Annotated in this window: 11 protein-coding genes; all 11 read right to left on the bottom strand. The window is 49.2% G+C overall.

All coding sequences use genetic code 11. From position 1 onward, the window contains the following. Positions 1–4 precede the first annotated feature (4 nt). On the bottom strand, positions 5–634 hold the full coding sequence (locus tag GI364_RS15190) for a transcriptional regulator CcpN (protein WP_198854047.1): 630 nt from the start codon (positions 632–634) through the stop codon (positions 5–7). Positions 635–734: 100 nt separating this feature from the next. Beyond that, on the bottom strand, positions 735–1,598 hold the full coding sequence (recO, locus tag GI364_RS15195) for a DNA repair protein RecO (protein WP_198850101.1): 864 nt from the start codon (positions 1,596–1,598) through the stop codon (positions 735–737). A 15-nt stretch (positions 1,599–1,613) separates the two neighbouring features. Further along, positions 1,614–1,769, bottom strand: coding sequence for a YqzL family protein (locus tag GI364_RS15200; RefSeq protein WP_198850102.1), 156 nt, complete (start codon positions 1,767–1,769; stop codon positions 1,614–1,616). Between the two features lie 167 nt (positions 1,770–1,936). Next, positions 1,937–2,839: a GTPase Era gene (era, locus tag GI364_RS15205; RefSeq protein WP_198850103.1), complete on the bottom strand. Its 903-nt coding sequence runs from the start codon at positions 2,837–2,839 to the stop codon at positions 1,937–1,939. Further along, positions 2,832–3,359, bottom strand: coding sequence for a diacylglycerol kinase (locus GI364_RS15210; RefSeq protein ID WP_198850104.1), 528 nt, complete (start codon positions 3,357–3,359; stop codon positions 2,832–2,834). Before GI364_RS15210 ends, era begins: the two co-directional genes overlap by 8 nt. A 3-nt stretch (positions 3,360–3,362) precedes the next feature. Continuing rightward, positions 3,363–3,875 carry an rRNA maturation RNase YbeY gene (gene ybeY, locus GI364_RS15215; protein WP_198850105.1) on the bottom strand — a complete coding sequence of 171 codons (513 nt, stop codon included), beginning with the start codon at positions 3,873–3,875 and terminating at the stop codon, positions 3,363–3,365. Further along, positions 3,875–5,995: an HD family phosphohydrolase gene (locus GI364_RS15220; protein WP_198850106.1), complete on the bottom strand. Its 2,121-nt coding sequence runs from the start codon at positions 5,993–5,995 to the stop codon at positions 3,875–3,877. Before GI364_RS15220 ends, ybeY begins: the two co-directional genes overlap by 1 nt. Positions 5,996–6,045: 50 nt before the next feature. Further along, complete coding sequence (locus tag GI364_RS15225; RefSeq protein WP_198854048.1) at positions 6,046–7,023, bottom strand: PhoH family protein; 978 nt, start codon at positions 7,021–7,023, stop codon at positions 6,046–6,048. 172 nt (positions 7,024–7,195) lie between these two features. Beyond that, positions 7,196–8,437 (bottom strand): sporulation protein YqfD, encoded by a 1,242-nt coding sequence (yqfD, locus tag GI364_RS15230; protein ID WP_198850107.1) that lies wholly within the window; start codon positions 8,435–8,437, stop codon positions 7,196–7,198. Beyond that, on the bottom strand, positions 8,434–8,727 hold the full coding sequence (locus GI364_RS15235; protein ID WP_198850108.1) for a YabP/YqfC family sporulation protein: 294 nt from the start codon (positions 8,725–8,727) through the stop codon (positions 8,434–8,436). Before GI364_RS15235 ends, yqfD begins: the two co-directional genes overlap by 4 nt. 998 nt (positions 8,728–9,725) lie before the next feature. Beyond that, positions 9,726–11,393, bottom strand: a complete 1,668-nt coding sequence (locus GI364_RS15240) for an IS1182 family transposase (protein WP_198850109.1) — start codon at positions 11,391–11,393, stop codon at positions 9,726–9,728. Positions 11,394–12,379: the final 986 nt, after the last annotated feature.

Raw genomic sequence — 12,379 nt, forward strand, 5'->3', positions numbered from 1 at the left:
GTGATCATACTTCTCGATAGTCGCCGAGTTCTGCAAATGCCCGCGTGATAGTGGTTTTCGAGACACGCCCCACAATCTCTTGTTCGTCAGAGCTTTCTCCTCGGACAACCGGCAAAGCATCCACTTCGTGCCGATTCATCCGATTGGCCGCCTCAATCAACGTGTCTTCCGGACCTACCGTAATGACATGGGGTACACGCGTCATGGCCATATTCACCGGTATTTCGTGAATATCCCCGCCGCCCACAGCAACTTTAAGCAGGTCTTTTCTGGAAATCACACCGACGAGCACCTTGTCTCTGGCTGCGAACAATGTCCCGACATCCTCCATAAACATCATGACAATGGCGTTATAGACAGATTCGGTCTCGGAAATGACAGCTGGTATGGATTTGTAGTCTTTGACCTTCATTCGACGCAACGAATCTCCAAACAAGTCTGCATTTCTTTTGCCGCTGTAGTAATAACCCACGCGGGGTCTTGCGTCAATAAAGCCTGCCATTGTAAGAATTGATAAGTCTGCACGCAGTGTGGCACGGGTCAACGAAAGCTTTTCTGCGATTTGTTCACCTGTGATAGGACCGTTACTCTTGACGATTTCCAGAATCGTCTGTTGCCGCTTTGTTAGTTCGATTGTCTCTCACCACCAAAAATGTGCCATACTAATTCGTTTCATACCACAAATAATATACACTATTCAAACGATGTTTGCACAGTATAACCAAAATTTAAGGTCAATTTTTGTCGTCACATTTTTCCTGTACGCCACGCTTTGATACCTTGGACGCCTTTGACACCCTGTCCGAACTGACAGGAGTTTTTTCGGTAGATAAAAATTCTTCAAGTAAGTTGTCTGATTCTAAGTCATCGAGGAATTTTTGCGACTTCAGATGAATTCCGCCGTACTCCTGCAACTGCATCCGAAGCACCAATGCTGCGGCTTTCGTCACTTCTTCGGATAGACGGATAGAGCCAATTCTCTGTGCGGGAACCTTGCGGAGGTTTTCTAAGACATTGGGCAATTTAGCCGGGGTAACAATACTATGTTCAGACTTGGTTGCAAAACAAGACTCACAGAGCAATCCACCCTCGCTGGGACTGTATGCCACTAGTGTGTTATCCTCATGGCCGCAATGGATACATTTCGTCCATTGCGGACTTGCTCCGACCTGCATAAGAACTTTTACTTCCCACAAGATACGCGTGGTGAGGGCTTCGTCAGGTAGGTTCGTGAGCCTGTCCAAAACTGTTTCAAAAGTGCGGTACAGACCTTCACTGCCATCCGGCCTGTCAGCGGCAACCGCCAGCACCAGCTCACAAAAATAGGAAGCGTACGCAGCCAAAAAAAGGTGCTCGCGCAGACCTCTGCGCGAGTTGGTGACTTCCGCTTGTTGTAAAGTGCCCATACCTGTATTTTGATATATGGAATACTTACCTTGTGCGCAAAGCTGAATAGAGGCAGCCAAACGGCTTTGCGGCTTCTTTGCACCTCGGGCCATCGCAGCGACCAAACCAGTCGGTGTCAATAGGTTCACAATGGCGTGAGTTTCTCCATAAGTGAGATTCCGAACTACAATCGCATCTGTGTTGTAGAGCATTGACTCCACTCCGATTCATATCTGCGTCGAATCAATCAACGCCTGTACTACCTCTGTATCCTCCTCTTCATTGTGAACAGCGTGCGGTTGCACTTCGGCTTGTCTGCGATACAGTAAATACGCTTCGATATTACCGGTTAATGTGAAGTAACGCCATGAAAACTCGCGCACTCAAATCACCCCTTAGAGTTTTGACTTGAGCTGCGTGGTTCGTCGGGTGCCTCACTTATATAGTGCCGCCGTCCCGTTGCTGTATACTATGAAGAAGTTGGGAAAGAGGTGCTTAAACCTCTACTCTATGATGCAGACTATATAAAAGTGTCTACACAAGCGCCCAACTACATGTCGTCAAAGCCAAACTTGTGCAAAAGCCCTTGCTGATTGCGCCAGTCCTTCTTCACTTTCACCCATAAATCCAGGTATACTTTGCTCCCAAACAGAGCCTCCAAGTCCTGGCGAGCCAGTTGTCCCACTCGCCGAAGTACGTCTCCGCGTTTTCCAATGAGAATGCCTTTTTGGCTCTCCCGTTCGCAGTAAATCACAGCATTCGCATAGACAACACCGTTGGAGCGATACTCCAATTGTTCAATATCAACCATGACGGAATGAGGAACCTCTTCTCTTGTCAGCCGCAAAACCTTTTCGCGCACAAATTCCGCAATTACGAACTGCTCAGGGTGGTCCGTGACCATGTCGTCCGGATAGTATTTTGGGCCTTCCGGCAGAGCACCCGCAATCAGATGTTTGAGTTCCTCAAGTTGGGTTCCGTCTTTCGCCGAAACAGGAATAATTTCCTTGAACAAGTGTTGTTGATTCATTTTATCAATCATCGTCAAAACTGCCGTTTTGGGCACAGCATCCACTTTGTTGATAATTAGAAAGGCCGGAGTTTTGGTCTTTTTCAGTCGTTCAAGAATAGCCTTGTCGCCTGGATGGTTCGGTTCTGTAGCATCACATACAAACAGCACCAAGTCGACCTCGTTCAGGGTGGATTCGGCAGCCAGCACCATGTACTGCCCCAACTGATGCTTCGGTTCGTGAATACCTGGTGTATCAATGAACACAATCTGTACTTCATCTGTCGTCAATACGCCCCGGATACGATTTCGTGTTGTTTGCGGGCGATTAGACATAATTGCAACCTTTTGTCCGACCAAAGCATTTAGCAAGGTCGATTTCCCCACATTTGGTCTCCCAATCAATGCAGCAAACCCGGAGTGGTAAACCGATTTTTCACTCACCTAAATTTCCTCCCTTGCTCTTGTCACCATCTATTCCGTATTTCCTGTACTCTCTATATTGCCTCTCCGACAACACAATTGTCGTCAGCGTCGTACAGGCAATGACTACATTAATCAATGCCCCGCCCAGATGGCGGAGTGATAACATGCGAAACTGCCACGGCCACATCTGCACGAGGAACAAAATGCCAACCATGACGGCCGCAAAGGACGCAACCAAGGTTGCACCAGCGGCTGCATCTTTCGCCGCTTTGGCAAGGGGATGGTACTGCTGCCCAATCATTAAATCAACGGCATTTTCAATTGCAGTGTTCATCACTTCAGCAGCAATGACAAACGAACTGGCACCAATAACCATAACCACAGTAGACAGTGTCGGGCGCAACACAATCTCAAGTATGGATACCACTGTCAGCATCCACAAGTGAATTCTCATATTGCGCTCATGACATACTGTTCCCCAGATGCCCGCTAGCGCGAAGTGGGCAGCCTGGGGCCAGGTGGAATGGGTTCTACTCATAAATCAGTCTGACGTCCTCTGCTCTGCAGTTCGTCCAGCATCCGCCGAACGAGTAAGGCCTAAATCGGTAAGTACTTGTTCCTGAATTGCGAACATCTCTGTTTCATCTTCGACAGTCTGATGATCATATCCGACTAAATGCAGAAAACCGTGCACCAACAGGAAGGCAAGTTCCCGTTTCACACTGTGGCCGTATTCTTCTGCCTGCCTGAGTGCCGCAGGCCAGCTAATCACAATGTCTCCCAGCATCTGGGCAGCAGGTATGCCGACATCTACATCATTACCCTCCAGCATAGAAAATGAGAGCACATCTGTGGGGCGATTGACATCTCTGTAGTCCCGATTCAAAGTATGAATCTCTTCGTCAGACACCAAAGAGACTGAGACTTCACCAAACTGTTGAACGGACTCAGCCGCCGCGGATAGCACCTGCTCTACAAAAACACTATCAAAACCCGTATCTGCAGGAAGTGGATAGCGAACATCCAAATCTGCGGTTAAGGTTCCTTCACTCATTATTTCGCTACTTCCTTCCTTATCTTATCCATATCTGGATACTCAATCCGTGAGTGATATATACCTTTGAGCGTCTTCATGAAGGCACCCACCATCACATCCAGGTCTTGCAAGGTCAAATCGCATTCATCCAACTGACCATCTTCAAGTCTGTCCCGTATAATCTTCCGAATGACGCCCTCTACTCTGTTGGGTGTAGGCCGAGACATACTCCGCACAGCGGCTTCAACAGCGTCACAGATCATCACAATTGCATTTTCCCGGGTCTTTGGTTTCGGACCTGGATAACGGTAGTCATCCACCTTCACGGTACCGTTTTTGTCCTGTTCCCGAGCCTTGTTGTAGAAGTACCACAAAATTGTAGTCCCGTGGTGGGTCGCACAAACATCCCGAATCGGTTTCGGCAGTCCTGCCTCTTTCAGCATGGCCAGCCCGTCCGACACGTGAGAGGTAATAATTAAGTGACTCAAGCTGGGGGCTATTTTGTCATGCGGGTTTTCCTTTGTCATTTGATTCTCAACAAAGAACAGCGGCCGGCGCGTTTTCCCGACGTCGTGGTAATACGCACCTACGCGGCAAATAAGGGGATCGGCCCCGACAATCTCTGCAGCGGCTTCTGCCAAGTTCCCGACAATCAGACTGTGGTGATAGGTACCAGGCGCTTCCATCAGCACTTTTTTCAGCAACCGATGGTTTGGATTGGATAGTTCAAGTAAACGAATAGCCGTTAACAAACCAAACGCGCCCTCAAAAAACGGTAAAATGCCCATCGTCAGAACGGCACTGAAGATCCCGTTTAATGCACCGAGACCAAAGTGCAAAGAAAAGGTCTTCAGCCCGGAGCCTGCATCATTTTGCACAAGGTGCATCGAAGTAATTGCGAGCACGTTGACCATTGCCACGAGAAACCCGGCACGCATAAAGGTACCGCGGTGCATGACCTTAGCAACACCGTACGCACCCGTCAGAGAACCTACGAATCCAATCAAAGAAAACCAGTAGTTGTAATCCAGGGCCGCACCAAAGAACAGCGAAAGAAAGAACGAAGCCACAACGGCCAGTGATGAATCCATTAAGACGGTAATTAACATGGCTCCCACCGAGATGGGCGCCAAGTAGGCAATCCACTGCGGTCCGCCAGCATTGATGACACTTTTGACAATGGCGATTAAGACACCCATTAGCACGATAATAATAGCAAGCAGTAACAACATCAGATTATCCAAATTTCGTCGCGGTGACCGCCGTTCGATATAGGACGCCAGCAGTCCCTCGGAGAGAGCAACGAACAGCGCAAATCCGATGGCCATTCCATACCTTGGCTGGGTTCTGAGCAACCCGACATCTTTCAACCGATCGAGGACTCGCTGTGTAATCACACCGTTCTTCGAAACAATCAGTTGCCCTTGATGAATCATAATGTTCGACACAGACTGTGCAGCTGCTTGCCGTGCCTGATCGGTCTTTTTCTGTTGATAGACCATATTCGGTTTGAGCACGCTGACGACTAGGTTCTGCACCAGAACCCGATTTGCACGGTTCAAATCGTAATTACTCACAAGCTGCCTGTCCACCAGCAAGTTAGACTGAGCTGCAGACTGTTCATTAAAAGGGGCACCCAAGAGATTTGACACAATCTTGTCTGATACACTCTTGACTTGCGTAATTTCCCTGGGATTCATACTGGCCAGCGTCTTTAATGACGCAGTCGTCACCTGTCTTGGAGCTACTTGACCGAGTGCCTTGATTTTGTTGGCAGCCGACATGGATTTGGTAGAATCCACGGTCACTGCCTTCGCAAACAGCGTGTCCAAGCTCTTGACTGCATCTTTCTCAACATTGGGATCCATCGCGTACTGCTTTGCAACCTTGTTCTCCGCTGCTTGTTTTGCAGATTGGGTAGCTTGCGTATCAACAGCCGTCATTGGAGCTCGTACCGTTACCGGACTCGTCTGCCCAACTTCAAAGTTATAGCTTGGAGGCAATATGCTTCCAATTAACACCAAGTAGAGTGCCAATCCAAGCCCTACAAAAATACCGATTCGAATACGCCTGTTCAATCGGAATTTTTCATTATCTAAAAAATCGCGAATGGATTGGCCCCACTTGCGGAAATTCATCCTTCTATCCCCTTCAAATTTCCAATACACAACGTCACCAGCGTGGCAGCTTATCTATTTTCGGGCCCGTTGTCTGGTTTCCCCTCATATGCATCAATAATTCTCTGTACTAAGTGGTGACGCACGACATCATGTGCGGTGAAGTAATGAAAACCCACACCGGATACACCCGTTAAAACCTGTGCAGCATCAATGAGTCCGGACAACCTGCCGCGCGGCAAATCGACCTGTGTCACGTCTCCAGTGACAACCATTTTTGAGTCAAAGCCAAGCCTCGTAAGAAACATCTTCATCTGCTCTGGTGTGGTATTCTGGGCTTCGTCAAGAATCACAAACGACGATTCCAAGGTACGTCCCCGCATATAGGCCAACGGGGCAATCTCAATATTATTTCGTTCCATCGCTCGGATTACCTGCTCCGGTCCGTATACGTCGTACAATCCGTCGTACAGCGGTCGCAAGTACGGATCAACCTTTTCCTGCAGATCTCCCGGCAAAAAGCCCAAGCTTTCACCCGCTTCAACGGCAGGTCTGGTTAAAATGATGCGCTTGACATCTCCGCGTTTTAGAGCCATTACAGCCATTGCTACAGCCAAATAGGTTTTTCCTGTTCCCGCAGGACCAATCCCAAATACAACATCCAGCTTGTTAATCGCTTCAACGTAACGCCGCTGCCCCAAGGTTTTGGCCCGAATAACTTTACCTTTAAACGTCGTTGCGATTTCTGCAGAGTACACTGCAGGCAACTCTTCTATTTGATGATTCTTTGCCAAGTCTATTGCGTAGCGGTAGTCATTATCAGACAAACGCACACCCATTTTGGTTAGTTTCGCGATGACCTGAACCAAGGCGTACATTTGATTGACTTCGTCTTCATCACCGCTAAAAGACAATTCTGTTCCACGAATGACCACTTTTGCCTGATAGGCTTTGTCCAGCAAACCAAGTAACACATCATGTGGACCAAGAACAGACATAGACTCTTCATTGTTGGCAAATGCCCACTTACGAACCGCTTGGTTCTGCATCAAACAACAACCATCTCCTCAGTGCATACACAATTAATCAGGGTTTTCGTTTTCATCGATTCGGTCTTCAGTTCACATCTTCAGTTCACATCTTCAGTACGCATTTATGTCGCTTTCATGTGCTACGTCGCTTTCGCTTCGCTGCCCGGTGGCCTTTTAATTGCCCCGAACTTCAGCCCTGCTTTGCTTTGTTGGAAGTGGGCTGATTACCTGTCTTTGTCTTATCTTCGCTCTGCTGTGGAATCGGCTTTGCGACGCCGATATCCTCCTCTGCGCGAATCCATACTTTTGCGTATAGCTTACCACGGGAGACTTCGGTGTGTAAAACTGTCTTAGACAAAAGCGATCCATCCGATCCTATTTTACTCCGCACATCCTGCTCCGCCAACTTGATTGCCTTCGCCTTTGCCGCCTTCTCAGAGTCCGTAAAAGCCAATTTCTGAACCTGATGGTGTGTAACGATGCTCCATTGCAGAGGCAGTTGATATTTTCCCAGATGCCAAGATGTCGATTCAGTTGTTTGTAACTGCTCTGCGTAATGAGGCGTTTTCCAGCCCCACAAGTGCAATCCTAGCCCACCTATCATTAAATAGTCCTGCTTGTATTTCGATCCGGTGAGCCCCTTTCTCGCAACCTTCAACGGCACCGTCACATCCGAGGTGTACCATACCTCAGCCATGACTTTGCCGGCTGCGGGCACCTGAGCAGCCCCATCCCCCATCGCACCAGAGATAATGACTTCACCGGAATGGACAACCTGCCCCGGTTTTACGAGAACTTGTCCTCTGGTAGCTAGAACCCGTTGAATAACCGCTGGCTTGGATGCCACAATGTTATGCGGTTGAGTCGACTTTTCGTCAACGCCTTTAATTTTTTCAATTGCCTTTATCGTAGCCTTACTGCCGCGAACATCGACACCAACCCAAATCAGCGACGGAACTTGATTTAATATACTGTCTTGAACTTTCTCTAATCTACCTTTCGTCAGACCTTTCCAAGCACCCGTATACAACCCGGTCTTTGCGGCTGCCTGACGGACCGCGGGTACTGTGTCTTCTTTCACACCCGAGATTGAAATCTGCCAGATTGTCGAACTCAGTCCATAGATGATAGCAAAAAATAAGACAGGCCCCATCAGCATTGTTTTTCTGCGTAACAGCCGTTTCAGCAGAAACGGGAGACCGAGCCGCTCAAGAAAGCGGATGCGCACGTGGAAATGTCGGCATGAAGTATAGACCGTGTCAAAGTCGCGCAATCCAAATACTAATCGAACAGAGGATTGACCATACTGAATCTGCCGCAGCACGACCCCTTTTCGGTGAAGGTCTGTAATTACAGAATGCGTCTCGTCGCCCCGAAGCTCGACATACAGTGCTCCAAACCAAGTGTATTCAAATCCGCCCCATCCGTTCACTTGGACGCACCTCTGGAACTGTAGGATAAACTGGACACACTGCCTCGCAGATGCACCTCTGTAGTCGATGCCAACGTCACGACAAAAGACTCACCGTGAACATGTAAAACCGCGTGACCCACGTCAATATCCACCTGTGTGTCTGAGACCCGCAACAAGGACTCTATGTTCTCAACGATGACTTCATTCCCGTTCAGACAGGTTACACGGGAGACATCCTGTAACGCGTCCGGCGGCAACGAGAGCCATTCTGTAGCAAGCTGCTTCCACCGTCGTTTCATTGAAGGCATGGCTGTCCCTCCTCAAGTCCATTTTTATGATGGAATGAGCCAAGCTATGCCGGTACGGAGTGTCAGTAATCTGAGGGCCGCGCTTTGCCCTTAGCCCCCTGTCCCTGTTGTGCTGCCAACTCCGGTGCTTATTCACTCTTTTGAGCCACAATTCGCCCGAATAAGCTCCTCTGGGATCTCTATTGTCGCACCCCGCACGCGCCCCGCTTGATTTCGGGGAGCCGTCGAGAATTTTGCGTAAGCAGACATGTAAGGTTCCATGCGTTTTACAGTCGTTTGTATTAAAAATAGATTTGGAGGAAGGCGTCCCTTCGGACGCCTTCATACCTTTTCCTACGTATTGTCATTGTCCCTTCGGTTCCCCGTGCGTCTCCCAACCTCATTTCCGGGGGCCAACAAACCCGCGCGGGCCTGGCTAATGTGGGGCCAACTGGGCAATAGACCCCTGACAGGTGCTTATTCACTCGCTCAAGCCACAGTTTGCCCGAATAAGCTCCTCTGGGATCTCTATTGTCGGTCTCCACCCCGGTTTTCGGGGGCCAAGTGGACAATAGACACTTGGCAGGTGCTTATTCACTCTCTTGAGCCACAGTTTGCCCGAATAAGCTCCTCTGGGATCTCTATTGTCGGTCTCCACCCCGGTTTTCGGGGGCCAAGTGGGCAATAGACACTTGACAGGTGCTTATTCACTCTCTCGAGCCACAGTTTGCCCGAATAAGCTCCTCTGGGATCTCTATTGTCGGTCTCCACCCCGGTTTTCGGGGGCCAACTGGGCAATAGACACTTCGCAGGTGCTTATTCACTCTTTTGAGCCACAGTTTGCCCGAATAAGCTCCTCTGGGAGACAGTCTATTAACAGGAGCTGTAAGGCTCCTGTTTTCCTTCGTTAGGGAATTTTTTCAAAGGAATTGGATGCAAATGGTATATTTTTGGTTGTCAGTAACAGAAATCGTGGGATTTCCACTGTCAATCCCTCCATTTTTTACTCTCGCTTTCTTCTAAGAGCAGACGGGGGCCTCTAACGGTTTACAACGTTCCACCAGGGTCTTTACCATGACTTTGACGTTGACGACCATGGACGTAATTTTGACGTCAATTCGCAATTTCTTTCGGCCACGGGTTCGCGGTCTTTCGAGCCCGTGGTGGCGTTTCATCTCGTTATTGGTGCGCTCAATTTCGTACCGAGCTCGTAACGCCTCTTGCCCTTGCGCGCTCGCATTATACTTCTTTGCCTCTTGCAGCAGTGCCCAATAGTCACTTACAAATACAGTGCGACCTTTGGCATGGTCGGTACACTGCCCACGTAGAGAACATTGTCCACAAACTTGTTCGGCAAATCCATATTGCGAACCCTTAGATTTCTTAATGTGAGTCCTGCGAACCGATCTCTGCCCTTCAGGACACACGACCACGTCATCTTCCGGTAAATATGTGAAGTCCTCCGTTCGAAATGCCTTGCCAGAAGGGTTGGTGACTTTAGTCAATGGTGCGGTCAGATGAATGTGTAACCCGTTGACAAGTTTATCGCGATTCTCCCCGCTTCCGTAAGCTGCGTCTGCCACCACTTCCTTGGGGCGTTTGTCGAACTGCTCCACGACCGTCTTCACCACGTTTTCCAGTGTAACCCCATCCGCTTCATTACCAGGGATCGGCTCTGCATTGAGGACTAAGTGAGAGCTTGCAGATTCCACTACTTGCGTCTTGTCACCCAGAAACGCCAGCTTCTTGGATTTGTGCCCTATACGTACCTCTGGGTCATGGGCACTGACTACGCGGTCGGCGGGTTTCTCCTTTTGACCCAGTTCAGCGTATTGAAAGCCTCTATTCTGTGGTCCACTGCTGTCAGATGAACCGGATGAGTCCTCATCCTGTTCCTTTGAGTCCACATTTTCACGCAAAATGCGCAGCAGCACCTCGCATTGTTGCTCTGCCGTCTCCTGTTCACTGGGGTCTTCCCATTTTGTAACCCCCTCGTCAGCCTCTGTGCGTTTCATCCATGCCACCAATCCAAACCCTAAAACGCATAGGTTACTGAAGGCGAGATTCCTTTCAGTCCCCCGAACATCACGTTTGAGCTTGCGGAAGAACACCCCCACATCCATGTCTGCTTTCAGTTGTGCATAATGTGCTGGGCTCCTACGTTTCAGGTGACGTACAAGCTTTTGGGCAGCCTGTTGAATAAGCTCGTATGTACTTGGCGCGGCAACATTGGCATAGGTGTGGAACGCATCCACCAACCAACGGTCATCGTCTTGGCCCCACATACCGTGGTTTAGGGCTTGAGCAAGGATGTTCATATGACAGGCATGAAATATGTCCGCCCCAAGTCGACTCCTGTCTAATGCAATTGTGCTATGGTCAAATTTGGCGAGCGAAACCGGAACACCCAAGAATCGCTTGATAAAGATGTCACCGACGATCTTTAATTCCATCTCTCGGTCGGAAATATTGTAGTATCGCTGTATGAGATGGATTTTCAGTTTCAACGACGGGGCGTAGGGGTGCTGGCCGAGCGGCGAGTACAAAGGAGCACACAGCTTATTTGCGAAGGAAAAGTCAATGTGTTTCGCCACCATATCCCAGAATGGGTGAGGTGGTATCGCCGAGTACACCATTAGGTCTTCGAAGGAAGCCTGCTCAAAGTTCTTGTACTTAACCCCGCTCATATCTCCAACTCCCGCTTGTTTTTTGATAATTCAATTATACACGAAAACAAGCGAATTATGGATAAATATCAAGATATAACGAGTTAAATTCAAAAATTGGAGACTCTTATCCTATCTAGTTCATCGACAGTCTCTCTGGGATCTCTATTATCGCGCCCCGCACGCGCCCCGCTTGATTTCGGGGAGCCGTCGAGAATTTTGCGTAAGCAGACATGTAAGGTTCCATGAGTTTTACAGTCGTTTGTATTAAAAATAGATTTGGAGGAAGGCGTCCCTTCGGACGCCTTCATACCTTTTCCTACGTATTGTCATTGTCCCTTCGGTTCCCCGTGCGTCTCCCAACCTCATTTCCGGGGGCCAAGTGGACAACAGACACTTGACAGGTGCTTATTCACTCCCTCAAGCCACAGTTTGCCCGAATAAGCTCCTCTGGGATCTCTATTGTCGGTCTCCACCCCGATTTTCGGGGGCCAACTGGGCAATAGACACTTCGCAGGTGCTTATTCACTCTTTTGAGCCACAGTTTGCCCGAATAAGCTCCTCTGGGATCTCTATTGTCAGTCTCCACCCCGGTTTTCGGGGGCCAAGTGGACAATAGACACTTGGCAGGTGCTTATTCACTCTTTTGAGCCACAGTTTGCCCGAATAAGCTCCTGCGGGATCTCTATTTCATCCTGACGCTTTTCATCCTGACGCTTTTCGTCCTGACGCTTTTCATCCTCTCCTCTTCATCCTGACCCTCTTCATCCTGACCCTCTTCAGCCTGACCCTCTTCAGCCTCTCCTCTTCAGCCTGACCCTCGTTCTTTTCGCCCCGTGAAGATGTACGGTGCACGGTTCGTCACCGAGTTTCACCGAGTTTCACCGAGTTCACAATGAACATGAACGGCAGGTTCGGCTGCCGGGGAGCTCCACAAGGTACCACAAAGCAGCGTGCTACAAACCAGCACACCACAAAACAGCCTGCTCCCATTGGGGGCAGGCTGT

The organism is Alicyclobacillus sp. SO9, assembly GCF_016406125.1.
In the GTDB taxonomy this organism is placed as follows: domain Bacteria; phylum Bacillota; class Bacilli; order Alicyclobacillales; family Alicyclobacillaceae; genus SO9.

Coding starts and splice junctions, on each gene's coding strand:
- GI364_RS15220 (WP_198850106.1), bottom strand. CDS start 5,995: ATGAATTTCCGCAAGTGGGGCCAATCCATTCGCGATTTTTTAGATAAT.
- GI364_RS15235 (WP_198850108.1), bottom strand. CDS start 8,727: ATGCCTTCAATGAAACGACGGTGGAAGCAGCTTGCTACAGAATGGCTC.
- GI364_RS15240 (WP_198850109.1), bottom strand. CDS start 11,393: ATGAGCGGGGTTAAGTACAAGAACTTTGAGCAGGCTTCCTTCGAAGAC.
- GI364_RS15225 (WP_198854048.1), bottom strand. CDS start 7,023: ATGCAGAACCAAGCGGTTCGTAAGTGGGCATTTGCCAACAATGAAGAG.
- recO (WP_198850101.1), bottom strand. CDS start 1,598: ATGCTCTACAACACAGATGCGATTGTAGTTCGGAATCTCACTTATGGA.
- GI364_RS15210 (WP_198850104.1), bottom strand. CDS start 3,359: ATGAGTAGAACCCATTCCACCTGGCCCCAGGCTGCCCACTTCGCGCTA.
- ybeY (WP_198850105.1), bottom strand. CDS start 3,875: ATGAGTGAAGGAACCTTAACCGCAGATTTGGATGTTCGCTATCCACTT.